Raw genomic sequence first — 26,721 nt, forward strand, 5'->3', positions numbered from 1 at the left:
ACTGTATGTCAGTCAACGGAATAGTTGTTTCTGCGGGTATCGCATTTGGTAAAGCATTAACGATTACTACTCAACTACCACCACTAGATTTTAAACTGCTATCTTCTGAAAAAATTAATCTCGAGCAGCAGCAACTTACACAGGCTATAAACAATCTAATTGCTCATTTACGCCACTGTCAACACCACCTGTGTCCAGATTGTGATCATTTCCAATTAATTGATAGCGACATTATGTTGCTTGAAGATGAAGAGCTTCAGCAACAACTATATCTCCATATTAGTCAATTTAGAGTGGGGGCAGCGGTTGCGGTTGATCGTATTTTTAATCAACATGCTGCAGAAATGTCAGCATTAGACGATCCCTATTTAGCCAATCGAAGTGACGATATTATCTGTTTGGCAAAACGCCTTACCAGTGCATTACATGGTCATTTACAATGGGATTTATCTACTCTCACCGAAGACACTATCTTACTGGCAGATGATTTAACTCCTGCAGAATTTGCCATATTGCCACTAACCCACATAACTGGAGTTATCCTCGAATCTGGCGGCCTCACCAGTCATACTGCTATTCTTGCTCGGGCGGCAGGTATTCCGGCATTACTCAGTTATCAATTTTCACAATCTAAAAACACCATTATAGATGGCACTCAGCTTATTCTTGATGGTTTATCGGGTGAGCTACACATAGCTCCTTCACCTGAACTTTTTGATCAATTAAAACAAAAACAACAACAAGAATTACAGCGTCGCCAAGCATTGATGATCTATAAAGACAAACCCAGTCAAACCCTTGATGGTCATCGGGTTACTTTGCTGGCTAATGTGGGCAACCTAAATGAAATATCTCATATCACTGATGTGGGAGCCCAAGGTATTGGCCTATTCCGCACTGAATTTTTTTTGATGAATGCCAAGGCATTGCCTGATGAACACCAACAATACAAACTCTATTGCGATGCTTTGCATAGCTTACAAGCCAATATACTCACAATCAGAACGTTTGATATTGGTGCAGATAAAGAGATCCCTTGCTTAACCCAAGATAATGAAGATAACCCAGCACTTGGTATTCGAGGTATTCGCTATAGTTTGGCACACCCTGATACCTTTATTACCCAAGTTAAAGCCATACTCCGAGCAGCAAGCCATGGCAACATTAGATTAATGTTTCCTATGGTAAGCCAAGTAGAGGAGCTAGAAGCAGCCTTTGTGTTAATTGAACAGGCTAAAGCTGAATTGATTGAACAACAAAAAAGTTTTGGAACTATAAGTTATGGGATTGTTGTTGAAACACCTGCAGCGGTACTCAACCTGCCAAGCATGTTGCCACACCTCGATTTTGTCAGTATTGGCACCAATGACTTAACCCAATATACGTTAGCCGCCGATCGCACCAATCCAAATTTAGCCAAAGAGTATCCGCCATTGTCCCCGGCGGTAATACAACTCATTACCTTAACCATCAGCCACTGTAAACAGACTGATGTGAGTGTGTCATTGTGTGGTGAACTTGGCAGTGACCCGCAAGTATTGCCTTTGTTAGTAGGACTTGGACTTGACGAGTTAAGTATTAATCCAACGAGTTTTTTAGATGTGAAAGTGGCATTAATCAAAGGTAATTATCAACAATATGTCGAGCATGCACAACACGTAGCTTCGTTAACCCGAATTGATGATATTGCTAAAGCGATTAATGCTTTTGCACACGATTACGATCGTGTATGCAAATAAAGTTGGTAAAATTAACCTAGGCGTTTACAATTAACCGCATAAAAATATTAATAAAAGAGGCTTGTTCTTATGGGATTTTTAAGCCGTATTCGACGACTTATATCTGGTCAACCGCCATTAACGGGCGGCATTGCAATTTATGCTCCTGTATCTGGTGATATTGTTGCCATTGAAAAAGTACCAGACGTAGTATTTGCTGAAAAAATTGTCGGCGATGGCATCGCTATCAATCCTAAGGGCGAATTTATTGTCGCTCCAATCGATGGCACTATCGGCAAGATATTTGAAACAAATCATGCATTTAGTATCGAGTCTCCTCAAGGCTTAGAGTTATTTGTCCACTTTGGTGTTGGCACTGTTGAACTTAGAGGAAATGGCTTCAAACGCTTAGCCGAAGAAGGACAACAAGTTAAAGCTGGCGAGCCCATTTTGTCTTTCGATTTGGCGTATTTGCGCGGTAAAGTCGACAGTTTATTAACGCCTGTAGTATTAGCCAACATGGAAGACGTTAAACAATTGGATAAAGCTCAAGGTAGCGTAATTGCAGGCAAAGACATTATTTTTACCGTGCAAATGTAGCAATCTATTAATATTGGCAATGTAATTGGCCTAATCAAGGGTTATTGCCAATATTTATCCACACAATAATTTGCAATCTTACGGCTAATTTACCCTAGGCTACAGATTGTGAAATATTTTCAAAACATCGTCTTCGGCTTGTTCAAGCCGCTTCACAATGCCACAATGTTGCTAAATGCATTCAATGAAATCCATGTTACCTAAGGTACTTATCAGGCTTATCTAAATAGCCAGTCCTTGTGATGACAACCCAATTGACATTAATGGAGTATTCTTTTGACCTTATATGGCATAAAAAATTGCGATACGGTTCGTAAAGCTCGTAAATGGCTTGAAGCTGAAAAAATAGATTATATCTTTCATGATTTTCGTGAAGACGGCTTAAGTGAAACAACGGTTGCACAGTGGGCTAATGTCGTCGGTTGGGAAACCTTATTTAATAAACGCAGTACCAGTTTTCGTAACTTAACCGATGCTGAAAAAACGGATATTACCCAAGACAAAGCGATTGCCTTAATGGTGCAATACCCTACCCTGATCAAGCGCCCAGTATTAGTCAACAACGATAAGATACTGGTTGGCTTTAAAATAGCAGAATATCAAGCGTGGTTCGCATAATGAATAATGACGTAGTTGAATTAGCAAAAGATCTGATTTCACGACCATCGGTAACACCATTAGATGAAGGTTGCCAAACCTTGATGGCCAATCGACTCGCCGCTATTGGTTTTAATATTGAACCTATGGTTTTTGAAGATACCACTAATATGTGGGCAAGGCGTGGTAATAGTGAGCCTGTGTTTTGCTTTGCTGGTCATACTGATGTAGTCCCGACAGGCGACCTTAGCCGTTGGCACACCCCACCGTTCGAACCGACTATTATAGATAACTATTTACATGGTCGCGGTGCGGCGGACATGAAAGGTTCATTGGCCGCTATGATAATCGCTACCGAACGTTTTGTGGCTAAAAAACCCAATCATCATGGTTCGATAGCATTTCTCATTACCAGTGACGAAGAAGGTCCATTTATTAATGGCACCACTCGCGTTATTGATACCCTTGAAGCACGTAACGAAAAAATGACGTGGGCATTAGTTGGCGAACCTTCCTCAACCCATAAGCTCGGTGATGTGGTCAAAAATGGTCGTCGTGGCAGTTTAACAGGCAACTTAACTGTTAATGGTATTCAGGGCCATGTCGCTTACCCGCATCTAGCCGATAACCCAATTCATAATGCAACGCCTGCACTAACAGAACTGGCACAAATGCATTGGGATAATGGTAATGAGTTTTTCCCACCAACTAGTTTTCAAATAGCCAATATTAATGGCGGTACAGGTGCATCAAATGTGATCCCGGGTGATCTTAAGGTGATGTTCAATTTCCGCTACTCAACTGAAGTCACCGCCGAAGAATTAATTACCCGTGTTGTTAACATTCTTGATGCCCACGGTTTAGACTACGATATTAACTGGATTTTTAACGGCTTACCCTTTTTAACTGGCGATGGCCCATTGCTTGATGCCACTCGAGAAGCCATACGTGAAGTCACGGGTTATGACACCGACCCTCAAACATCTGGTGGCACATCAGATGGACGCTTTATTGCACCTACGGGCGCGCAAGTTATTGAGTTAGGCCCCGTTAATGCCACCATTCATAAAGTGAATGAATGCGTAAAAGTATCTGATTTAGAAGTATTAGCTAATTGTTACCAAAGCATTTTGGAAAAACTATTGTGCAATTAAACCAACAATTCAATGTTGATATTCCACAACTGCAACGTAAATTGTATGGCCTAGATGGTCAATTTATGTTGTCTGTTGGGGACTTTTTGCTTGAACAACAAACGGCCGCTGCATTTTGCACTATGCAACTTGCAGCGGCAAAAGCGGGCTTAGATTTACAGTTATGTTCGGCTTACCGCCCTTTTGACCGCCAGGTACATATTTGGAATGCCAAAGCTAAAGGTGAACGTACATTATTAAATAATGCGTCGCAGCCTATCGATTTTGCCTTACTAACCAATCAACAGTTAATCGACGCTATTTTAATTTGGTCGGCACTTCCTGGTGCATCAAGGCATCATTGGGGCACAGATATTGACGTGTTTGATGCCAAACAAATTAATAAGCAGTCTCTGCAGCTTATTAGTGCTGAATATCAACCAACAGGCCCTTGTTTTGCTTTGCACCAATGGCTTATTCAACATGCAAACACTTATGGGTTTTATTTCCCCTATCAAGCACAACAAAGTGGTGTGAGCCCTGAACCCTGGCATTTAAGTTATTACCCCGTAGCCGACCAATATTTAAGTCAATTTCGCACTGACGAGCTAGCAAAAGTATTGTCTGTTGCAGAAATAACATTACAATCGTCGTTACTTGAACGATTGACCGAATTGGTTAATCACTATGTATTTTTTGTCGCGCCCTCTCCGGCTCAATGCCTGCGTGAATTAACTTGAAAATGAGCCATCCTTTATGTCAACGTTATTACCCTGCAAGATCATCGATAACCAACCACTGCATTATGTCGATAAAGGTGACGGCCCTGCACTGATTTTTTGCCATGGCTTATTAGCTAATAGTCAAATGTGGCAGGTTCAAATTGCCGCGTTATCGGCGCATTATCGCTGTATTGCAATTGATTTTTGGGGCCATGGTCAAAGCCAAACGATCCCTAAAGCCTGTGAAAACTTACAAGATGTTGCTCAGCAAATATTAAGCTTGATGGACATGCTAGAAATTAACAATGCCGTGTTAATCGGCCACGGAAGTGGCGGCGCGATAGCGACAGAAATGGTATTACTGGCGCCTGCTCGGATCCATGGTTTAGTCATGCTCAATAGCTTTGTTGGCTTTGAACCACAAGTTAACTGTATTAAATATCAAGGCTATATGGCACAAATAGCCAACCAACAAGCCATTTCAACTGAATTAGCAACGACACTTAGTGAAATGTTTTTCAGTAAAAACACTGGTAAATTAAGTCACCAAGATTCGACTTTAGCCATTGAGATGTCGCTGTTTACCGAGCAACTTACTCAGGTAAATCCAGCACAAATTGCGCCGTTACTCAAGTTTGCCAATATGGCTATTTTTAAACGCGACACCCTAGAGTCGGTCGAAGCATTAACCTTACCGACATTGATAGCGGTCGGTTTACAGGGTCATTTGCGAACGGCACTGGAAAGTTATCTAATGCACGATTGCATTGATGGCAGCCAGTTATTGCACATTGAACACGCTGGCCACTTAGCTAATATCGAAAAAGCTGATTTTTTTAACCAGCATCTTGTTGATTTTCTGAGCAAAGTGAATTTTAATTAATCAAAGCAATGGATAGACCAGATAGACAAACATTGCTGATATACTCGTGAAAATGACATATTGCCAGTAAGCCCTTACTGGTAAAATACTGAATAATCTGAGCACCAATGAAACTTCTTAAACCATTATTTGATAATAATCGCCGTTGGGCTGAACGGATCAATAAAGAAGATCCAACGTTTTTTGAACAACTTGCCAAACAACAAAATCCTGAGTACTTATGGATTGGCTGTTCAGATAGCCGAGTGCCATCAAACCAAATTATTGACCTATTACCCGGCGAAGTCTTTGTTCATCGTAATATCGCTAATATGGTCATTCACACCGATTTAAACTGCTTATCTGTACTACAATATGCTGTCGATGTGTTGAAAGTAAAACATATTATGGTTGTAGGTCATTATGGTTGTGGTGGCGTTCGTGCAGCCATGAATAATGAACGTTTGGGTCTAATTGATAATTGGCTTGGCCATCTTCGTGATATTCATCGTATTTATGAAGCTGAGCTTGAACCCATGACAGAACAACAACGCTTTGACCGTTTGTGTGAACTTAACGTCATGGAGCAAGTCTCTAATGTGGTGGTGACCAATATCGTGCAAGAAGCTTGGGACCGAGGTCAAGAAGTCGCCATTCACGGATGGATTTATGGTATTGATAATGGTTTATTGACCGATTTAGATGTGACAATAGATCGTGCTAACGGGCGTAATATTGCACCATAAAGCTTACCCTATAAATGTCTATTTGCTATTAGCCTCACACCTTGATTGAAATAAAAGATATTTAGGCCTGCTTTTTAGCAGGCCTTTGTTTTTTGTTATTAAAAATATGCAATAAAAGTCGCGAACCACCTTAGAGGGCGTTATAATTAGCGCGTTTATTTGGCGCTATAATGCGCAAAAATTTTTAGGAGATTATTTCCATGCCTGGTTTTGAATTATTTGGTCCTGAAGAAAAGCAGGAAGTTGCTGACGTAATGGAGAACGGTTTTACCTTCCGTTACAACTTCGACCATATGCGCAATGATCGCTGGAAAACCCGCGACATGGAGCAACTGCTTTGCGAAAAGATGAACGTTAAACACGCTCACCTTGTATCAAGCGGTACAGCAGCATTGCAAACCGCGATGGCAGCAGCAGGCATTGGCGCAGGCGATGAAGTGATTGTTCCTCCATTTACCTTTGTGGCTTCTGTTGAAGCTGTATTTATGGCCGGCGCAGTCCCTATTTTTGCAGAAATTGATGAAACATTGTGTTTATCTCCAGAAGGCATCGAAGCCGTTATCACGCCACGTACTAAGGCAATAAACCTAGTTCACATGTGTGGTTCTATGGCAAAAATGGACGAAATCAAAGCCGTCTGTAAAAAGCATAACTTGCTCATTTTAGAAGATGCCTGTCAAGCTATTGGTGGTAGTTATAAAGGCCAAGCATTAGGTACTATTGGTGATGTGGGTTGTTACTCATTTGACTCAGTCAAAACCATCACCTGTGGTGAAGGTGGAGCAATCATTACCAATAACAGCGACATTTATAATTACTCGCACATGTTTTCTGATCACGGTCACGACCATGTAGGAAGCGATCGCGGTGCTGAAAGCCACCCTATTATGGGATTAAACTTCCGTATATCTGAAATGAATGCCGCGATGGGTTTAGCTCAGTTACGAAAATTAGATAAGATCATTGCGATTCAACGCAAGAATAAGAAAACCATCAAAGATGCAATGGCAACAATTCCAGAGGTCACTTTCCGCGAAATCCCTGATCCTGAAGGCGATTCAGCAGGTTTCTTAACCTTCTTCTTACCGACTGAAGAACGTACCCAAGAAATTAATAAAAAGCTGGCAGCCAACAAAGTTGATGGTTGTTTTTATTGGTATATTAACAACTGGCATTACCTAAAGAATTGGAAACACATCCAAGAACTTAAATCGCCAGCGGCACTGCCAATTATGCTAATTGAAAACCGTCCTGACTATACTCAAATCAAGACGCCAAAATCTGACGCTATCATAAGCCGCACCATTTCGATGCTAATTAAGTTATCTTGGACTGAAGAACAGATTGCTGAACGTATTGAAAACATCAAACGAGCTTTTGCCTAGCATTAATGCCCTTCACCCAATAATGTCTGTGGGGCACTTTTTACAGTATTTATCTCAATGGAGACTGTTGTAATGAGTTTTAAGAATTTTAAAGTAGTTGAAAAAATGATCTTCGGCCGTGGCTCTTTTGCTCAGCTTGATGATGTATTAGCAGCACAACGTACTAGTGATGATAGTTTTGTAGTCTTTTTAGTCGATGACGTACATAAAGGTAAAGCCTTAGAAGCTCGTATTCCCACTAAAGACCAAGACGTTATTATTTGGGTTAATGTTGATGATGAGCCAAGCACAATACAAATCGATACATTAACAGAACAAGTTCAAGCCTATAACAGACAAAACCCAGTGAGTGTAGTCGGTTTAGGCGGTGGTGCAACAATGGATGTGGCTAAAGCCGTATCATTAATGTTGACCAACCCAGGCGGCTCAGCAATGTATCAAGGTTGGGATTTAATTAAAAATCCTGCCATCCACCACATTGGTATACCGACTATTTCAGGTACTGGTGCAGAAGCATCTCGTACAGCGGTATTATGCGGACCGGTTCGTAAATTAGGATTGAATTCTGATTACACTGTATTTGACCAAATCATCATGGACTCAGAATTAATCGATGGTGTTGAAACTGATCAATGGTTCTACACAGGTATGGATTGTTATATCCATTGCGTTGAATCATTGCAAGGCACATTCTTAAACGAGTTTTCTAAATCTTATGCTGAAAAAGCCATGGATTTATGCCGTCAAGTTTACATTGAAGATCATCCAGAAAAAGATGACAAACTAATGATGGCGTCATTTATGGGCGGCATGAGTATAGCATACAGCCAAGTTGGTGCATGTCATGCTGTATCTTACGGCTTATCTTATATCCTAGGTTATCACCATGGTATTGGTAACTGTATCGCCTTTGACGTATTAGAAGAATTCTATCCTGAAGGTGTAGCGGAATTCCGTAACATGATGAAGAAGCACAACATCACGCTGCCAAAAAACATCTGCAAAGATTTGCCAGATGAAACCATTGCTAAAATGGTTTCAGTGACCAAGAGCATGGGACCATTATGGGAAAATGTTTACGGTAAAACTTGGCAAGAAAAAGTGACTGATGAAATGCTAACGACGTTATTCCGTCGTATATAATAAACGACAAGTTCAGTCATAAAGGGCTCTTATGAGCCCTTTTATTTATTGTCTATACCATTGTACAACTACAAGTAGGTTATATTAATGAAAGTTATTCTATTAATCCCGGCGCGTTATGGTTCAAGCCGTTTCCCGGGCAAGCCGCTAGCCCCGATTAATGGCAAACCCATGATCCAACATGTTTATGAACGCGCCTCATTGGCAAAAGGATTAGACGGTATCTATGTTGCCACTGATGATGATCGTATTAAAGATGCGGTTGAATCTTTCGGCGGTAAAGTCGTAATGACCAGCCCTGATGCAGCCTCAGGTACCGACCGTATTAATGATGCTATTGAACAACTTGGTCTTAGCGATGACGATCTAGTTGTTAATTTACAAGGCGATCAACCGCTTATTGATCCTATATCAATTGAACAAATTGTCACTCTTTTCAAACGTCACCCTGGTGAGTTTGAAATGGCTACCTTAGGTTTTGAAATTGTAGATAGAAAAGAGTTAGACGATCCATTGCATGTAAAAATGGTATTCGATAATAACTTTAATGCATTATATTTCTCTCGGGCTCGTATCCCATTTGGTCGAGATACTAATGATTATCCTGTTTACAAACATTTAGGTATTTATGCCTACACTAAGCGTTTTGTAAATGCCTTTGCTAAGTTACCTTTAGGTAAGCTTGAAGACATAGAGAAATTGGAACAATTACGTGCACTAGAATACGGTCACACAATTAAAATTGCTATCAGCGCATTTGATTCTCCAGAAGTTGACACCCCTGAAGATATACGTAAGTGTGAATTACGCTTAGCCGTTGATTAAGAAAAATGTAATATCTAGCCGTGCTTTTATGTTAAACACGGCTAAATAATACCAAGATTAAACTGGAGTTTGCTATGAATTTAGAAGGCTATGAAGTATGGCTAATTATCATTTTAGTCATCGGTGTTATCGCCAGTAATATTGCAGTATTAAAGTATTCGGCAAAATTTAAAATGCCACAATTTGGCGAACACAAAGACAAAACACTTAAACCAGTGCAAAAAGATAGTTCGGAAAAACCTGCTGACAAGCCACTTCCTGAAGAACCTTCTACAGAAGACAATAAAGACAGCAAAGATAAAACGCTATAGTGATCGATAGATATATCAAGGCAGCATAAATAACACATTACAAATGCAAATTACCCAGTAATCAATGAGCTATTATTTATTGTTTTTATCACGGCTATAACCATATTAGCGACACCATAAATATGGCATACCTACTCAGCATTAAAATAAAAAAGCTAACCCCATAATGACGTTAGCTTTGATAGTTATAATGCTATATCAGGTTAATTTAATAGTACGTCAGAACTATTACTCACTGTCTAATCTGACTCGTTGATATTCTTGATTATTTGGCCACGAATTTATCACGGCTTTCACCAATGAAGCCAACGGTATGGCAAAAAACACTCCCCATACGCCCCATAAGCCACCAAATACCAACACGGCAGCTATGATCACCACAGGATGTAAATCTACTGCATCAGAAAATAATAATGGTACTATCAAGTTTCCGTCTAAGGCCTGAATAATACCATAGCCCAACATTAAGTAACCAAACTCAGCACTAAATCCCCACTGGAAAAAAGCCACTAACAGAATAGGCAATGTCACCAATGTTGCACCAACATACGGAATTAACACTGACAATCCGGTTAGAACGCCTAATAATGCTGAATATCGCAGTCCCATGATGGCAAAAAAGATATAACTGGCTACGCCAACAATCACAATCTCTATCACCTTGCCGCGAATATAATTGAAAATTTGTTGGTCCATTTCAAACCATACTTTACTGGCTAAACCACGGTTAGTCGGGAAAAAACGTTTACTGCCTTTAAGCAAATAGTCTTTGTCTTTTAAAAAGAAAAACACTAATAATGGTACTAAAATCACGTACACCATTAACACTAATAATGACGCAGAATAACCTAAAATTTGTTTACCTAAATCAATAAGATGTTGTGTATCAAGCATCTTGTTGATTTCTTCCATCATCGAATCCAGTTGTGATGAACTCACAAATTGAGGGTGTTCGGCACTAAACTCTCTAACGATTAACATGCCTTTATCGATCATAGAAGGTAAATCAGTAACTAATGACACTCCTTGGCGCCAAATACTCGGCACCAACCCCAACATTAATATCAGCATTAGCCCCAAAAAAACCACCAAAACAATTGAGGCAGCCGCCGTTCTACTGATACCCAACCGCGACATCTGGGCTACTGGCCACTCTAATAAAAAAGCTAATACCAATGCGACAAGTAAAGGTGCAAGCAAACCAGCACCAAAGTATAATGCAAGACCAATCCCGATAATGATAAACATTAATGTGATAGCTTGGGGATCACTAAAACGGGTTTTGTACCAATCAGATAAAAATTCCAGCATTGAAAAACCTTTTTTATTTAAACAATATCAATTTATTTGGTGATGATAAATGACAAGCAATGCGTTTGATCTGCAATGATTTCAATACCAAAACCCATTTTTTTTATCAACAGGGGAACATCTCGACGTGAACCTGGGTCTGATAAGAGTATATGTAATTGTTCACCCACTTTCATTTGCTTCAGTAAAAGTTTAACTTTTACCAAAGGATAAGGGCAAACATAGGGTGTTAAATCAATTAAAATCATTATCAACTTGCTTTACACAATCTATGGCTATTATCCTAGCTTGGACAATAAACCACAAGCAATGTAATTTAAGCAAACTTGTTGGTTAAGCTTAAATTTTCGATTCAATTATCATTAAAGGTTTCGCTTGAGTAAATTATCATTATCAACCTTTTCAAAATCACTGACAGCTAGTGCCATTAGCGTGTTATTTGCCGCCAGTATAGGTCACAGCTTTGCCAACAATGATCTTCCAGATCTTGGCACTGCTGCGGTAAATACTTTTAGTTTAGAAAAAGAAACCGTTTATGGTGACGCCTATATGCGCGTTATTCGCTCATCGGCTCCAGTACTCAATGACCCGGTGCTAAATCAATATTTATCAGAATTGGGTAATAAGCTGGTTGCGAATGCCACCGGAGTTAAAACACCTTTTTACTTTTTTCTACTCCGCAATGATGAAATTAACGCATTTGCATTTTTTGGTGGTCATGTTGGCGTTCATACTGGCTTATTTTTAAATGCAGATAATGAAAGTGAATTAGCATCAGTACTAGCTCACGAAATTACCCACGTCACTCAACGCCATCTAGCTCGATCGCTAGAAGCACAGCAAAAAACGTCGACAGCGACTATTGTGGGGATGTTAGGGGCTATTTTATTAACCATCGCAGCACCTCAAGCAGGTATGGCTGCATTAGCGACAACCCAAGCTTTATCTTCGCAAGCAAAAATTAACTATACTCGTTCAAATGAACAAGAAGCTGACCGTATTGGAATGCAAATTCTTGTCGACGCCGGATTCGATCCCAATGCTGCAGCAACATTTTTTGGTCAACTAGCCATTCGTTATCGCTTTACGACCACACCACCACAAATGTTACTGACCCACCCTTTACCAGAATCTCGTATTACAGAGGCGCGTAACAGAGCGGCTCAGTATCCGAAGCACTATATACCCAATAGCCTTAATTTTCAGTTAGCTAAAGCCCGTATTCAAGTACGATTTTCAAGCTTAAGTGATGATGCTGCGTTGTCTTTATTTGAACAACAGCTAAAAAAGAACGAATATGCTTTTAAAGAAGCGGCACTTTATGGCAAAGCCTTAGCCCTTTTCCGTTTAGAAAAATTTGATCAAGCTGAAATAATTATCGATCAATTACTTAAACAAGATGACAACAATTTATTTTACATCGACACCAAAACAGACTTACTCGCTCAGAAAAAAGACTATATAAACGCAATAGCATTATTAGAAGCTCAGCAAAAATTAAAACCAACATCTCAAGTGATCAACACTAACTTAGCTAATATTTATGTCGAAGCCGATCAACCTAAAAAAGCGATCCCACTTTTAGAGGAGCTGATCTTTTTCGATAAACAGAATATGCTTCCGTATCAAATTATGGCCGATGCATACCGTAAGCTCGACAATAAAGCACTCGAATACTACAGCAATGCTGAACTAATGGCTTTATCGGCCAACTATAAAGGTGCAATTGATCAACTAAATTATGCTTATCGTTATTCTGATGGACAAACGTTACAATTAGCCCGAATAGAGGCACGTATTAGACAATTTAGACAAGCAGATAGCGCAATGGAAGCATTAAAATAACCGTGATAATTTCACGTTATAAGTGATTCTTTGATAGAATAATGGCAAACAATAAATCAACTTATTGTTTGCCATTATTTAATGACGGACTATGACCATGACAACTACAAAAGCAACGATATACCATAATCCCCGCTGCTCAAAAAGCCGTGAAACGCTAGCATTACTGCAAGAAAATGGAGCGGATATTACTGTCGTTGAATATTTAAAAACACCGCCAACGATTGCTGAAATCCATACGATGTTAAAACTACTTGGCTTAACGGCTCGTCAGCTCATGCGCATCAAAGAAGACGAGTATAAAGCACAAAATTTGGCGGATACTTCGTTATCAGAAGAGCAACTCATCGCTGCAATAGTGGCAACACCTAAATTAATTGAACGTCCGATTGTGTTAGCAAACAACAAAGCTGCAATTGGTCGTCCGCCTGAAAATGTTTTGTCTATTCTATAACGAGTAAAATAATGACTTCTCAAACCTTGTTTCAAATTAGCCGTATAGGTTATCTTGCTTTACTCTTGTTACTTAGTGGTTGGTTTATTCAACAAGGCATGAATGGCACTTATTCACTGGGTTTTAGCCTAGTTTGGATTGTCCCGTTACTCTTTCCGCTAAAAGGCATTATTACCGGCAACCCATACACCTATGCCTGGGCTAGTTTTATTTTATGTGTGTATTTGCTACATGGTTTGACCCTAGCGTATATCACCACTGATGCGTTTATCTTTGCGCTCATTGAATCTATATTGATTTGTATTTTATTGGTTACCTTTCCTTTCTATGCCCGCAAACGCGGTCGTGAATTGGGCTTAGGGTTAAAGAAAAAATCTGAACAACAATAGGGTCTGTTGATCTTTTCTGGTTAAGTTTTGTTCGAGTTAAAAACGTTTTAATCGAGGCGAATGGATTGATGCCTAGTCATCGAAGCACTCTTTATTCGCAAAGATGCATTCAACAAAGAGAAAAACGTTTTTAGCCGATCCCTTTGGGCAGCATTTGTTGACCATTTTTACTGCGTTATCGACGATTTATGTAGAATAACTACGCCTCAAAGACTCTGCCTTGTACAAATGGTCTGCAATTCGCTGCAAAAATAACCTTGAAAGATCAACAGCCCCTATAATAACGCCCGTTATATTTATTTTGCATAAAGCGCCTTTGGGCGCTTTTTTGTTTATTGCATTCAATAAACAAAGCGTGCTAGGTTAATACGTTAACAAGATGTTATATAAGTGTATTTTATAATTCTAAAAATAAACATGGAGTCGTTTAATGAATGCATCGCGTAATGTAGGCTTTTACAGTCTTATAGCCAGTGCCATATTAGTCAGTGCATGTGGAGGAGACTCTTCTGATGATAACTCAGGCATACCATTCTCTTCAGCTTTTGAGATCTGCAGTGACGATTCAAGCACAAGCTTAATATCCACCGATTCTGAACTGGAATTTATCATTGAACAAGATTATGCCGCCAATAAACCTGGCAGTATTACCGCGTCAATAGCCGATCAAGACAGTGCAGGTCGTACGTTTCTATGGCAACAAGTCTCAGGCCCTAGCCTTGAGTTAGCCTCAGTGAATAGCCCAGTATTAGCCTTTACACCCAATAATAACGAAAACTACAGTTTTAAAGTGACGGTAACAGGCGGTTCGAGCAATTATGAAGAGGTGGTGTCAATAACTGCTGACTCTACTGATAATATTTTACGGATTAACAATGACCATCAAATGGTGGCAAATATAGATGCTAGTTTAAGAATTCAAAATATAAATGGCCAAGTACCCACAGAGATCAGCTGGTGCATGTACCCAAACATCGACAACGTAGGTTTTAATAGCGTCGATTTAACTGACCTTAATCGACCACTGTTTAACGCACCAGACGTAAACAGCGACAAACTTATTAGCCTAAAAGCCACAGCAACCTTTGACGGCCAAACAGTCAGTGATGATGTGCATTTACTTGTCACAAAAGAGCAAGCTATCCCATCGAAGGCTTACATAACTTACCCTCTCGCACGGGTACACCCCTACAAAGCAGATTCAGCTTATGCCGATAACCTTGTTAGCTGTACTTACTCTAACCAGCAAATTGACCCGTGTAATATCCTCAACGAGCTACCATTTATTAGCCAAGACAGCCAGCCAGACCCGATTGACACCATAATGGACAGAGTCGTAGTGTCCCACGACTGGATGGGAGCAAATTTTGAAACTTACCTTCGTGCACAAACAAACACTGACTTTGTTGAGCTATTACAATCAGTAACTGCAGTCATTATTAGTTACGATATCAGGCCAGCTTATTATTCGGGTTATATCGGAGCCATCTATCTCGATCCTGAATACTTATGGCTAACATCGGCTCAACGAGACACCATTGATGAAACCCCAGACTTTCGCAGTAATTTTGGTGAAGACTTGAATTACTTATCTCCATACCGTTATGTTAAAGATAATGCGTATGCTGGTGAATATATCGATAAAGGCAACCGCATGAACCGTACCATGGATAATATGTCTTATAATTTAGCAGATCTCATGTACCACGAACTGGCCCATGCCAATGACTATTACCCGCAAAGTATTCATGCCACGCTGCAAGGGCCGAGCCTAAAAGAAGAGCTTGATCGTCGCTTTGCTTCAAATGACATGACATCAAGCCAACTTCAAATGCGTTATCCATTACTCAGTGATGAAATGTATGGCCTTGCTAAGGTTCAATACGCAGGGGAATCTGCAAACAGTACTCAAAAAGCGTTTAGTCCCACTGATGTCGCTGAATTTTTTGCTAATGATTTAGCAAATGATGATTATGCTTACTCGTCAAAACGTGAAGATGTTGCCATGTTGTTTGAAGAAATAATGATGAGCCATCGTTACGGTATTTTGCGTGATATCGCTATTACGGATAAACCCGAAGTACAAACCAGCTCAACCATTACCGTTGAATGGGGCCAACGCGGCCGAGTTGGACAGGCTGAATTGCACGATCGCGCCAGCTACGTTCTTGGCCAAATGCTACCCAATATTAACACCCAACTCGTGATGGACGGTTTACCAGAGCCCGTTGCGTTAGTGAAAGGCCAAACCTGGGCACAAAATTTAGTCTTAACAACGGAGCAATCCAAATCGTTACAAAAAGTCTCTAGCCAAACTGATAGCGCTGTCATTGATAATCGACCATTACAGTTTAGTGGCGACCAACATGCACATTAACCACTGCATTAGGTAAACAAAAACGCCAAATGAATTCATTTGGCGTTTTTTTGTGTTTGATTTAGTGTGTTACCGCGTCAAAATCAGGCTCTCAAAACTAATGTTAGAAATTGATTCAAAGGCTAAGAAATTTAGATTTACTTTAAAGCCTAAGCATTTCTTTAATAAACGGAATAGTCAGTTTACGTTGATGTACCATAGAAGCTTTATCAAGTTTATCGAGTACATCAAACAGGGTGCGTAAATCACGAGCCATACGTGTTAGCAAAAAGCGCCCTACTTCATCAGATAACTGTAAGCCTCGCATAGCTGCACGGCGTTGCAAAGCAACCAGTTTTTCCTCATCTGCCATCGGTTGCAGTTGATAAATCAATCCCCACTGCATACGAGAGACCAAATCTGGCAATAAAAAACCCGTTTCAGAAGGTGAAGCTTTACCGCTGACGATCAAGCGACAATCTTGTTGTTCTGCAATACGATTATATAAGTGAAAAATAGCTTCTTCCCATACCGGATGGCCAGCTATAGCTTCAATATCATCAATACAAATCAATTCAAGAGATTCTAGACCTTCAAATAAAGCTGGGGATATACTGGCATGGATACCCAATGGAATATATAAAGTGCGACGTTCTAAATCGTTGGCAAGAGCACAAGCTGCATGCATTAAATGAGTTCGGCCAGATTTTTCTGGGCCATAAATATATAAAGAAGAAGCCAATGTTCCTTCAGCAACCGCCTGAAGTTTTTGGATCAACTCATCATTACCCGAGGCAGGATAATAACTTTGAAAGGTTTCATCGTCAGGTAAATAAACGGGTAAAGATAATTGTCTCGGTGAGTTTTGTGTCACTCAGATAGGTCTCAAAATCATAAACGAACTAACATCATTATACCTAAGTCATTTCATTATGCGAGTTTAGGTAATAAGACTACACATAACACTAACTAGATATAGCATTTCACTCTGTACAAATATACTGCACAGAGTGCCTATTGATAAACCTTATAGGCTTAACCATTGATAAATCAACTTTGGTTTAGAGTCGCCATCTTTAGGCTCATAAAATGAATCTACGCTACCCACAGTATCCAATTGTGATAGTCGACTATCAATATTAAGTAAGCGTTGTAAATCATCTACACTGCTAAACAATTCTATTGTATATGTAGCAGAGTCCCCCTTAAACTGGCTGATTTTTATCGACTTTACCGCACTTAATTGACGAAGATAAGTTTCAACATGTACCAATTGAGTCATGTTATTTACCCCAGTAAAGCTAACTCGGGTTGCAACATCACGGCCTGTAGAGGCAATAGCATATTGACTAATATAATAATCAGCCAATGCATTCATCATTCGCTTAGTTGCTTGTTTATAATCAACAGCATTATCTTGCAATGAAACTAATGGTTGTAACACACCATTAGTTCTATTTTTATCAAATAATTTGATCGAAAAACGCACTTCATTGCCAAATGCATCTATATTTGCAATAGCAAAATAATCCGCTTGATAACGAGTCGATGCATTGGCTAATACATCAGTAAACATACCGCGCACATCAGTAATACTGACTCGCATAACATCATCTAAGTCCATAATAGGCAGTAATAATGGTATACCTTTATTACTGGATTCTTGAGCCAACTCAGCGCGAATATCAGCCGAGGACCCATCCGCTAAAATAGTGGGTTCATTGTTTTCTTCAACTGACATCCACAATAGGGTTAATGGACGTTGGCTCCCCCAAACAGGTAAGCCTGCTTGGCGTAATGTTGAAATGACTCTTTGATGATCAAAATTAGCCTTTAGCATTAATTGACCATTTTTTTCATAATAACCATATTGAGTCAGAATAACTTCAGGTGTATCAATTTGAGCTTTAATTAATGGATTTAATACAACACTCGGCAAACCTGAATTTTTCAAAAAAATGGCCGCTAACGCCTCTTTTAAGGCATTATTTTTAACATCGTTTGCACGTGAACTGACCGCAATATCGGCTTCATCCAGTTTGCCAACTTCAGCAGCATGTACAGTCGCAATAGCAGTTAATGCAACCAAAGATAACACAATGAGATTAATTAGTTTTTTCAGCATCTGATAACATAAACGCAGCAAATATAAGTGAACAAATTATATCATAATAAAATTCTATCGAGTAATGAAGAACGTAAACTCTTTTTCATAATACGATTGCAGTAAGGTCACTTTGACCAAACATTGTAGCCATATCGAATAACTATAATCGCTACAGAGTCCTCAAAGTTGTTATGAATATTAATGTTTTTATGTGACAATTCGCGCCGTTTAACCACACGCTAACTTTCTAAATAATGATGGAGAACAATATGAAACGCGTGTTAATTCCGCTACAAGGCGCACAAATGCTATTTGTCGCTTTTGGTGCGCTAGTGCTAATGCCGTTATTAACCGGTTTGGATACAAGTGTTGCCTTATTCACTGCCGGTTTCGGTACCCTACTGTTTCAATTAGTCACTAAACGTCAAGTCCCTGTTTTTCTAGCCTCCTCCTTTGCCTTTATTGCTCCTATTTTATATGGTGTACAAACATGGGGTATTCCCGCCACCATGGGCGGTTTAATGGCTGCCGGTGGCGTCTATATGCTACTGGGATTAACAGTAAAACTTCGTGGTACAGGGTTCATTCATACCTTACTCCCTCCCGTTGTAGTGGGGCCAGTGATTATGATCATTGGTTTAGGTTTAGCCCCTGTTGCAGTTAATATGGCATTAGGTAAAAGTGGCGATGGCGGCATTATCATTGTTGAACAAAATACTGCATTAATGATTTCTCTTTCGGCATTAATAACAACGATAGTGGTGGCCATTTTCGCTAAGGGATTGGTTCGTTTAATGCCTATTCTTGCCGGTATTCTTGTAGGTTATGGTGCCAGCCTTGCTTTTGGTATTGTCGATTTTACCCCAGTAAGCCAAGCAGCTTGGTTAGCTATGCCAAATTTTGTTGCCCCAGAGTTTAACTGGCATGCCATTTTATTTATGATCCCTGTGGCTATTGCGCCTGCGGTAGAACATATTGGTGATATTTTAGCCATTTCCAATGTAACGGGTAAAGACTATTTTAAAAAGCCAGGTTTACACCGTACTCTTATGGGAGATGGTATTGCTACAGTTGCAGCATCGGCATTGGGTGGTCCACCAAATACAACATACAGTGAAGTCACAGGTGCAGTCACATTAACTAAGAGTTTTGATCCTCGGATCATGACTTGGACTGCTATCACTGCTATCACGTTGGCATTTGTCGGCAAATTAGGCGCCATGATGCAAACTATTCCCGTTCCGGTAATGGGTGGTATTATGTGCTTATTGTTTGGTTCAATTGCCGCTGTAGGATTAAATACCTTAATTCGTAATCAAGTCGATTTATCAGAACCCCGTAATCTGAGTATCGTCGGGGTCACGTTAGTATTTGGTATTGGCGGAATGGCGTTTGGTATTGGCTCATTTAGCCTAACAGGTATTAGCTTATGCGGTATCGTCGCTATAATGATGAACTTGATTTTACCTGCCGTGAAAAAGCCGCAAACTGAGGCGTAAATTTTTCACCGCTGTATCATGAAATAAATATTAAAAAAGCCCCAACGCTATATGCATTGGGGCTTTTTATTGAGAGTGCAATACACTCGTTTATTGGCAATTACTCTGCGGCATCTTCTGTACGAAATTTGTCAGCAGTTGCTTTAATAATTGGTTGAAGTTCACCTTTTTGGAACATTTCAGTGATAATGTCACAACCACCAATCAACTCGCCTTCTACCCATAATTGTGGGAATGTTGGCCAGTTAGCAAATTTTGGTAATTCAGCACGAATATCTGGATGCTGTAAAATATCTACGAACGCAAATTGTTCACCACAGTTGATCATCACTTGAGCAACTTGAGATGAAAATCCACAGCTTGGTAATTTAGGTGAACCTTTCATGTACACAATAATTGGGTTTTCGCTAATTTGCTGTTTAATCTTTTCTACAGTTTCCATTTGATTTCCTAAGTACGACGACTGAACACATAGTAGCTATTGTACGACACCTAGACAAAGAACAAAATGCCACTGTTTGTAAGGTTAATCTAAAATCCATAAAATCGATTAGTGCAATCCACATAATTCCCTAAACAATGATTCACATCACAAAAATAATCAGTACAATAGCAGTAGAGCAATGTTACCTGATGGGTAAACAAAAACGATAACCTGAATCCATGGAGAGATACTAATGGCTTTCGAACTACCAGCATTACCTTTTGCAAAGAACGCACTTGAACCGCACATTTCACAAGAAACCCTTGAATACCATTATGGTAAGCATCACAACACGTATGTGGTTAAACTAAATGGTTTAGTTGAGGGAACTGAATTCGCTGGCAAAACATTAGAAGAAGTTATTAAAACTTCAACTGGTGGTATGTTCAACAATGCAGCTCAAGTTTGGAACCACACTTTTTACTGGAACTGTTTAGCACCTAACGCTGGCGGCGAAGCAACTGGCGATATCGCTGCTGCTATCAATGCTTCTTTTGGTTCTTTTGAAGAATTTAAAGCTAAATTTACTGATTCTGCAGTCAACAACTTCGGTAGTGCTTGGACATGGCTAGTGAAAAAAGCTGACGGTTCGTTAGCTATTGTTAACACAAGCAATGCAGCAACACCGTTAACTGATGAAACGGTAACACCTTTATTAACTGTAGATGTGTGGGAACATGCATACTACATTGATTACCGTAACGCGCGTCCAGAGTATTTAGCTCACTTCTGGCAGCTTGTTAACTGGGAATTTGTTAATAAAAACTTTGCTGCTTAATTTAGATTAACAGCAAAAACTAAAGGAGCCTTTTAGGCTCCTTTTTTTGTGCTGTTCCGACCATAAGTACGATGACTTATCCGCTTATATTAACATTCACCACAGTACTTCCCGGTTAAATGCTTTAATTAGCATACACAATCCCACTGTTTGTCGACTACTCAAGTACTAGCTCAACATTAATCACATAAAAAAACCAATCAATGTGATTGGTTTTTAGATATGAATTGATATCCCAAGCGGGTAAATCAAAAAGTAATATTCGTAATTAACAATTAATGCATCACGATTAACGACTCGTTAACTGTTGTCATGACCCATTTCAGCGGGTAAATCATCACGTAGCTTTTGCCACATTTTACCGCTTTCAATACCATTAGTGCGCATTAATGCGGGCACATCTAGATAATTTTTATCCTGAGCCAATTTCTCTAATTTAAGATAAAAACGCATTGTTAATTCACGGGCTTCTTGGCTTGAAAAATAATAGCGGCCGACTCGATTATAAAGACCTTTGAATCCGTTTAAAATTAACACATATAGAGGGTTTCCAGATGCGAAAGCTAATGTATGGTGAAGCTTGTAATCGAATGCGGCATACGCTTCTGCATCATTTTCTAAGCTGTGAATACCAGCCAATACATCAACCACTTTTTCAGGATTGTGACGGATTGATGCACGGAAATATATGTTACTTACATTACCTCGCGCAGCCATCAACTGATCGACTAATAATGGAAAACCATCAGGATTTAAATCTGCAATGGTTTCTAAAATATTTAATCCAGATGTTTCCCAAAAGTTGTTCACCTGGGTAGGTTTACCATGTTGAATTTTCAACCAGCCGTCACGTGCTAGGCGCTGCAGTACTTCTCTTAAGGTTGTACGAGTAACACCGATAAGTTCAGAGAGTTCACGTTCAGCAGGTAAAATTGATCCGGGTGGAAATTTATTTTCCCATATAGAACGAACAATATATTTCTCGGCAAAACTCGCGGGCCCTTTGGCATTGATGATCATCAACCTTTATATCCTATTGCAAAAGAATGGCGAACTATTACATCTGATCATACCAGAGCGGTAGAAAATAAAAACCATTGTTTATCTCCATGTTCATTACGGCTGATTTTCGAACAGCTCTGTTATTTAAATATCACAAAAGTTGAATACTTATCACATTACACCATCACTATCATCAACAGATATTCAATTTTAGTGATAATAGTCAATAAGTTTAGTATATACTCATGTAGTTGTTTTGTTAGCATTACGTAATGTTCCCCACAGTGACAACAAGGTTACAAATTATTTTTTTACGTTATATGACAAAAAATACAATATAACCGTTGTCAATTTAGGCAAATTTGTTGTTAACACATTATTCGCTATAACAAGATATTTTATTAATAAGAGAAAAAGTTGGCTAAAGCCCTCAATTCGATTGAATTGAATGTTTAAACTCATTTAACGAAAAGTTGATATTTATCAAGTTTTCAATGTTAAGTTGCCTCTATTCTCCCAAACCTGTTGAAAATAATAATGTGTTGTTAGTTATCAAAACTGGTTGCTATACAAACTTTCACAATCATAATATCGGAGACTGCTATGCAGGTAACCAAAAGCCAGGCGCTATTTGTCAATTTTTTAGGTAATTCACCTGGATGGTACAAATACGCAATTTTGGCATTTTTAGTCATTAATCCCCTGCTGTTCTTTTATGTCAGTCCATTTGTTGCTGGATGGGTGCTGGTGGTTGAATTTATTTTCACCCTTGCTATGGCATTGAAATGTTACCCACTTCAACCTGGTGGACTATTAGCCATTGAGGCCGTCATCATAGGGATGACCTCACCTTCGCAAGTGTTACACGAAATAGAAGCCAACTTAGAAGTGCTTTTACTTTTAGTGTTTATGGTTGCGGGTATTTACTTTATGAAACAGCTATTGCTGTTTGTATTTACTAAAATGATCACTAAGGTACGCTCAAAAATCATTGTGTCTTTGATGTTTTGTATCGCATGTGCATTTCTCTCCGCATTTTTAGATGCACTTACTGTCATCGCCGTCATTATCGCTGTTGCTGTTGGGTTTTATTCTATTTACCATAAAGTAGCGTCAGGCATGAGCTATAGCGACACTGATGCACATGATCACACCTCCGATACTAGCGCTCAGCTTAACGAAGAAGAATTAGAATCATTTCGTGCATTTTTACGTAATTTGTTAATGCACTCTGGTATTGGTACTGCGTTAGGCGGTGTTTGCACTATGGTTGGCGAACCACAAAACTTAATTATTGCAGCACAGGCCCATTGGCAATTTGGTGAGTTTTTCTTGCGTATGTCACCCGTGACGATGCCGGTATTATTTGCGGGTATATTCACTTGTTTTCTGGTAGAAAAATTCAAAGTCTTTGGATATGGTGCGCAATTACCTGATGTAGTACATCGTATTCTTTCTGATTACGCCGCTCATGAAGACGCAAACAGAACTAACCAAGATAAAATGAAACTGGTTATCCAAGCCCTTATTGGTGTGTGGTTAATTGCAGGCTTAGCGCTTCACTTAGCCTCTGTTGGTCTCATTGGGTTATCGGTCATTATCTTAGCAACTGCTTTTAACGGTATTACAGATGAACATTCGTTGGGTAAAGCGTTCGAAGAGGCTTTGCCATTCACAGCGTTGTTAGCAGTATTTTTCGCCATTGTTGGCGTAATTATTGACCAAGACTTGTTTGCTCCAGTTATTCATTGGGCATTAGGTTATGAAGGCAATATGCAGTTGGTGATTTTCTATATTGCAAACGGTTTACTATCAATGGTGAGTGATAACGTGTTTGTGGGTACGGTGTACATTAATGAAGTGAAATCTGCATTAATGAGTGGCCAAATTACTCGAGACCAATTTGACTTACTAGCAGTGGCAATTAATACTGGTACTAACCTGCCTTCTGTGGCAACCCCGAACGGGCAAGCGGCATTCTTGTTCTTGCTAACCTCAGCCATCGCCCCACTGATCCGTTTATCATACGGTCGGATGGTATGGATGGCATTACCTTATACCATCGTATTATCTCTTGTTGGCGTAATGGCAATTGAGACTGGGTTTTTAGTCGACATGACGGATATGCTTTATGAAACTCAATTAATTATCCATCACTCGGCCAAAGACCTTAGTGGGTTAACTAACGGGCATTAACTACCTGTTACCTTTACGAAACAATTGTTTTGATAGAGTGTAAAAACGATAGGGTATTGGACTTAATAGATAAATTATCTTAAAGTCTTGACTACTCACTCAAACACCCTCACTTGAGGGTGTTTTTTTATCTATTAATACGTTTATTAGGAACTGAAATTGTCGCAATTACAGCAGTTTTGTCATAGTCGTCTCTCTTGGGGATTATTGTTATTATCCGCTATAGGGCTGGAACTAGCGGCCCTATTCTTTCAATATGGTATGGAGTTAGCGCCGTGCGTGATGTGTATTTATATTCGTGTTGCGGTACTCAGTATTATGCTGGCAGGGCTCATTGGTATATTACAGCCTAAGGTGTGGTTACTACGCTTAGTCGGTATGGCTGGTTGGGGAGTTGCTGCGATTTGGGGCTTAAAACTTGCGTATGAACTCAACAATATGCAAGTTAACCCATCACCTTTTGCCACATGTTCTTTTTACCCAGAATTCCCTAATTTTATGCCATTAGACACTTGGTTGCCTTCGGTATTTTCTCCAACGGGTATGTGCAGTGATATACCATGGACTTGGCTGTCAGTTAGCATGGCGCAATGGATGATGGTTGGTTTTGCGGTTTATGGTGTGATTTGGCTATTAATGTTATTGCCTGCACTTAAACTAAAAAAATAAATTGGAAATATTATTGCGAAGATTGAATAAAAAAAGACCTCAATGAGGTCTTTTTTTATTCAACTTAACACCCAATTGATAGATATACTTACATCATTCAATATTCAACATCGGCCACAAAACAATACAGTCTTCTAAATACTTCACTTTCATTTCGTTAACGGTTTTGCCTTGAACAGAAATACCAGCTGCATGCATGGCATCTTTACTCCCTGTGATCAACGGATGCCAGCTAGGTAAACCTTTGCCAACATGCAAGCGACGATACGCACAACTGTCCGGCAACCAAGTAAGCTCTGCGATATTGTCAGGCGTAATGGCGGTACATTCAGGAACATAAGTAAAACGATCAGGGTATTGACGGCAACTACAACTCTCATCATCTAATAAATGACACGCAGCATTGGTGTAATATAACTTGTCAGTATCATCATCGATAATTTTATTTAAACAACATTTACCGCAGCCATCACAAAGTGACTCCCATTGCTCAGGTGTCATATTGTCTAAAGGCGTTGAGGTCCAAAACTGAGTCATCATTTTTATCTAAAGTGGTTTTATTAAGATTTGCTCGCATTTTACACCTAAACCACGGCAATTTATGGTTTAATTTTTTCAGACAGATAGGTTATTGCTAAAGTATCGTGCAATGTGTCTGTAAATTGGTTCAATAAACGAAAGTTGTCATACACCAAATAAAAGCGGCCTTGGACTCCATCAGGGGCAATTAAAGACACTTTCATGTCATTGCGTTGAGGTAAATCATTACCATCAAAACGCCTGACACCAAAGGCTTGCCACTGTAAAAATGAATACTGAGACTCTAAGCCAAGTAAATTTGGATCTAACTTGATGGTGATTTTTACTTGTCGCCCCCATGTAGAATCATATTGCCACCCTTGTTGATGCAACATGTTGGCGGTAGACGCAAATGCGTCATCCATGCTGTTCCAAACATCAATCACACCGTTTTTATCCGCATCGACACCGTATTTCAGTAATTGGCTTGGCATCATTTGCATCTGCCCCATTGATCCTGATGAGGTACTACGCAATAAATTTTCACTTATTTTTTTCTGTTCGATTAATTTAAGTGCGGCAATAAACTCATTAATATACTGCGCTTCGTTATCACCTTGATATGCAAGTGAAGCTAATACCGATAAACCAGAGAAACGTCCTGAACGTTCTCCAAAATGGGTATTCATGGACCACAACGCCATCAAAAAACGTGATTGAACTTGATAAGTTTGACTCAGAAGTTTTATTTGAGATTCATGTTGCTGAAACATGGCTCGAGCAGTACTGACAGTAATAGCAGGGACAACTTGGGGAATAAAATTTTCTAGTGTTTTTGATTTGTCTAAATGGGTGGTGAGATTGGCTTTCTTGAAGGTTTTAATATTGGCAATATAACGTTCAGCAATACGTTGATTTACACCAGCGGCTATCGCTTTCTGTTGAAGTTCCAACAGATAGTCAGAAAAATCACGAGTGCTATCATTAGCCATAACCAAGCTAGCAAAAAAGAAGTAACAAAATACGCTTAAAATGATTTTTTTAATCATATTCGTTTCGATTACTCCTTT

Annotated in this window: 27 protein-coding genes; 19 read left to right on the top strand and 8 right to left on the bottom strand. The window is 39.5% G+C overall.

Annotated features, from left to right (window positions below; all coding sequences use genetic code 11):
* The first annotated feature begins 5 nt into the window (after positions 1-5).
* From ptsP to FCN25_RS00490, 11 genes are all read left to right on the top strand, one after another.
* Entirely contained in the window at positions 6-1,739 is a 1,734-nt protein-coding gene (ptsP, locus tag FCN25_RS00440; RefSeq protein WP_137220961.1) for a phosphoenolpyruvate--protein phosphotransferase, read from the top strand.
* 69 nt (positions 1,740-1,808) lie between these two features.
* Complete coding sequence (crr, locus tag FCN25_RS00445; RefSeq protein ID WP_137220963.1) at positions 1,809-2,318, top strand: PTS glucose transporter subunit IIA; 510 nt, start codon at positions 1,809-1,811, stop codon at positions 2,316-2,318.
* A gap of 276 nt (positions 2,319-2,594) precedes the next feature.
* Entirely contained in the window at positions 2,595-2,936 is a 342-nt protein-coding gene (locus FCN25_RS00450) for an ArsC family reductase (RefSeq protein WP_137220965.1), read from the top strand.
* Entirely contained in the window at positions 2,924-4,069 is a 1,146-nt protein-coding gene (dapE, locus tag FCN25_RS00455) for a succinyl-diaminopimelate desuccinylase (RefSeq protein WP_175405808.1), read from the top strand. The genes FCN25_RS00450 and dapE overlap by 13 nt, the downstream gene beginning before the upstream one ends.
* Positions 4,060-4,788, top strand: coding sequence for a M15 family metallopeptidase (locus tag FCN25_RS00460; protein ID WP_137220969.1), 729 nt, complete (start codon positions 4,060-4,062; stop codon positions 4,786-4,788). The genes dapE and FCN25_RS00460 overlap by 10 nt, the downstream gene beginning before the upstream one ends.
* Before the next feature lie 16 nt (positions 4,789-4,804).
* A complete protein-coding gene (locus tag FCN25_RS00465; protein ID WP_137220972.1) occupies positions 4,805-5,653 on the top strand; it encodes an alpha/beta fold hydrolase in 849 nt (282 codons plus the stop codon).
* A gap of 107 nt (positions 5,654-5,760) precedes the next feature.
* Complete coding sequence (gene can / locus FCN25_RS00470) at positions 5,761-6,378, top strand: carbonate dehydratase (protein ID WP_137220974.1); 618 nt, start codon at positions 5,761-5,763, stop codon at positions 6,376-6,378.
* Positions 6,379-6,578: 200 nt separating this feature from the next.
* Positions 6,579-7,763: an 8-amino-3,8-dideoxy-alpha-D-manno-octulosonate transaminase KdnA gene (kdnA, locus tag FCN25_RS00475; protein WP_137220976.1), complete on the top strand. Its 1,185-nt coding sequence runs from the start codon at positions 6,579-6,581 to the stop codon at positions 7,761-7,763.
* A gap of 72 nt (positions 7,764-7,835) precedes the next feature.
* Positions 7,836-8,906: a 3-deoxy-alpha-D-manno-octulosonate 8-oxidase KdnB gene (kdnB, locus tag FCN25_RS00480; protein ID WP_137220978.1), complete on the top strand. Its 1,071-nt coding sequence runs from the start codon at positions 7,836-7,838 to the stop codon at positions 8,904-8,906.
* Positions 8,907-8,993: 87 nt separating this feature from the next.
* The gene (gene kdsB / locus FCN25_RS00485) at positions 8,994-9,731 is read left to right on the top strand and encodes an 8-amino-3,8-dideoxy-manno-octulosonate cytidylyltransferase KdsB (RefSeq protein ID WP_137220980.1); all 738 of its coding nucleotides are present in this window, start codon (positions 8,994-8,996) and stop codon (positions 9,729-9,731) included.
* A gap of 74 nt (positions 9,732-9,805) precedes the next feature.
* Positions 9,806-10,042, top strand: a complete 237-nt coding sequence (locus FCN25_RS00490; protein WP_137220982.1) for a DUF2897 family protein — start codon at positions 9,806-9,808, stop codon at positions 10,040-10,042.
* Between the two features lie 228 nt (positions 10,043-10,270).
* Here the strand turns inward: FCN25_RS00490 and FCN25_RS00495 are convergent, their stop codons facing one another.
* Both FCN25_RS00495 and FCN25_RS00500 read right to left on the bottom strand, forming a co-directional pair.
* Positions 10,271-11,353, bottom strand: coding sequence for an AI-2E family transporter (locus FCN25_RS00495; protein WP_137220984.1), 1,083 nt, complete (start codon positions 11,351-11,353; stop codon positions 10,271-10,273).
* A 32-nt stretch (positions 11,354-11,385) separates the two neighbouring features.
* The gene (locus FCN25_RS00500; RefSeq protein WP_137220986.1) at positions 11,386-11,601 is read right to left on the bottom strand and encodes a sulfurtransferase TusA family protein; all 216 of its coding nucleotides are present in this window, start codon (positions 11,599-11,601) and stop codon (positions 11,386-11,388) included.
* 163 nt (positions 11,602-11,764) lie between these two features.
* On the opposite strand from FCN25_RS00500, the gene FCN25_RS00505 reads away from it, so the two are divergent.
* The 4 genes from FCN25_RS00505 (at position 11,765) to FCN25_RS00520 (ending at position 16,418) form a co-directional block, all read left to right on the top strand.
* Positions 11,765-13,198, top strand: coding sequence for a M48 family metalloprotease (locus tag FCN25_RS00505; protein WP_240778494.1), 1,434 nt, complete (start codon positions 11,765-11,767; stop codon positions 13,196-13,198).
* A 97-nt stretch (positions 13,199-13,295) separates the two neighbouring features.
* Positions 13,296-13,652: an arsenate reductase (glutaredoxin) gene (gene arsC, locus FCN25_RS00510; protein WP_137220990.1), complete on the top strand. Its 357-nt coding sequence runs from the start codon at positions 13,296-13,298 to the stop codon at positions 13,650-13,652.
* 11 nt (positions 13,653-13,663) lie between these two features.
* On the top strand, positions 13,664-14,041 hold the full coding sequence (locus FCN25_RS00515; RefSeq protein ID WP_137220992.1) for a DUF2069 domain-containing protein: 378 nt from the start codon (positions 13,664-13,666) through the stop codon (positions 14,039-14,041).
* Between the two features lie 430 nt (positions 14,042-14,471).
* Positions 14,472-16,418 carry a hypothetical protein gene (locus FCN25_RS00520; RefSeq protein ID WP_137220994.1) on the top strand — a complete coding sequence of 649 codons (1,947 nt, stop codon included), beginning with the start codon at positions 14,472-14,474 and terminating at the stop codon, positions 16,416-16,418.
* A gap of 142 nt (positions 16,419-16,560) precedes the next feature.
* Here the strand turns inward: FCN25_RS00520 and hda are convergent, their stop codons facing one another.
* Both hda and FCN25_RS00530 read right to left on the bottom strand, forming a co-directional pair.
* Positions 16,561-17,271, bottom strand: coding sequence for a DnaA inactivator Hda (gene hda, locus FCN25_RS00525; RefSeq protein WP_137220996.1), 711 nt, complete (start codon positions 17,269-17,271; stop codon positions 16,561-16,563).
* Between the two features lie 153 nt (positions 17,272-17,424).
* On the bottom strand, positions 17,425-18,522 hold the full coding sequence (locus FCN25_RS00530) for a DUF2066 domain-containing protein (protein ID WP_137220998.1): 1,098 nt from the start codon (positions 18,520-18,522) through the stop codon (positions 17,425-17,427).
* 251 nt (positions 18,523-18,773) lie between these two features.
* Here FCN25_RS00530 and FCN25_RS00535 point away from each other — a divergent pair, with 251 nt between their 5' ends.
* Positions 18,774-20,003 (top strand): uracil-xanthine permease family protein, encoded by a 1,230-nt coding sequence (locus FCN25_RS00535; protein ID WP_137221000.1) that lies wholly within the window; start codon positions 18,774-18,776, stop codon positions 20,001-20,003.
* Positions 20,004-20,103: 100 nt separating this feature from the next.
* On the opposite strand, the gene grxD is transcribed toward FCN25_RS00535, so the two are convergent.
* Positions 20,104-20,445, bottom strand: coding sequence for a Grx4 family monothiol glutaredoxin (grxD, locus tag FCN25_RS00540; protein ID WP_011637214.1), 342 nt, complete (start codon positions 20,443-20,445; stop codon positions 20,104-20,106).
* Positions 20,446-20,680: 235 nt separating this feature from the next.
* Here grxD and sodB point away from each other — a divergent pair, with 235 nt between their 5' ends.
* Positions 20,681-21,265, top strand: coding sequence for a superoxide dismutase [Fe] (sodB, locus tag FCN25_RS00545; RefSeq protein WP_137221002.1), 585 nt, complete (start codon positions 20,681-20,683; stop codon positions 21,263-21,265).
* Between the two features lie 300 nt (positions 21,266-21,565).
* Here the strand turns inward: sodB and fadR are convergent, their stop codons facing one another.
* Positions 21,566-22,285, bottom strand: coding sequence for a fatty acid metabolism transcriptional regulator FadR (gene fadR / locus FCN25_RS00550; RefSeq protein ID WP_137227283.1), 720 nt, complete (start codon positions 22,283-22,285; stop codon positions 21,566-21,568).
* Between the two features lie 585 nt (positions 22,286-22,870).
* On the opposite strand from fadR, the gene nhaB reads away from it, so the two are divergent.
* Both nhaB and dsbB read left to right on the top strand, forming a co-directional pair.
* The gene (gene nhaB / locus FCN25_RS00555; protein ID WP_137221004.1) at positions 22,871-24,463 is read left to right on the top strand and encodes a sodium/proton antiporter NhaB; all 1,593 of its coding nucleotides are present in this window, start codon (positions 22,871-22,873) and stop codon (positions 24,461-24,463) included.
* Between the two features lie 159 nt (positions 24,464-24,622).
* On the top strand, positions 24,623-25,132 hold the full coding sequence (gene dsbB, locus FCN25_RS00560) for a disulfide bond formation protein DsbB (RefSeq protein WP_137221006.1): 510 nt from the start codon (positions 24,623-24,625) through the stop codon (positions 25,130-25,132).
* 93 nt (positions 25,133-25,225) lie between these two features.
* Here the strand turns inward: dsbB and FCN25_RS00565 are convergent, their stop codons facing one another.
* Positions 25,226-25,672, bottom strand: a complete 447-nt coding sequence (locus FCN25_RS00565; protein ID WP_137221008.1) for a YcgN family cysteine cluster protein — start codon at positions 25,670-25,672, stop codon at positions 25,226-25,228.
* 59 nt (positions 25,673-25,731) lie between these two features.
* Positions 25,732-26,700, bottom strand: coding sequence for a lytic transglycosylase domain-containing protein (locus FCN25_RS00570; protein WP_137221011.1), 969 nt, complete (start codon positions 26,698-26,700; stop codon positions 25,732-25,734).
* Positions 26,701-26,721 lie beyond the last annotated feature (21 nt).

Source organism: Shewanella sp. MEBiC00475 (assembly GCF_005234075.1).
In the GTDB taxonomy this organism is placed as follows: domain Bacteria; phylum Pseudomonadota; class Gammaproteobacteria; order Enterobacterales; family Shewanellaceae; genus Shewanella; species Shewanella polaris.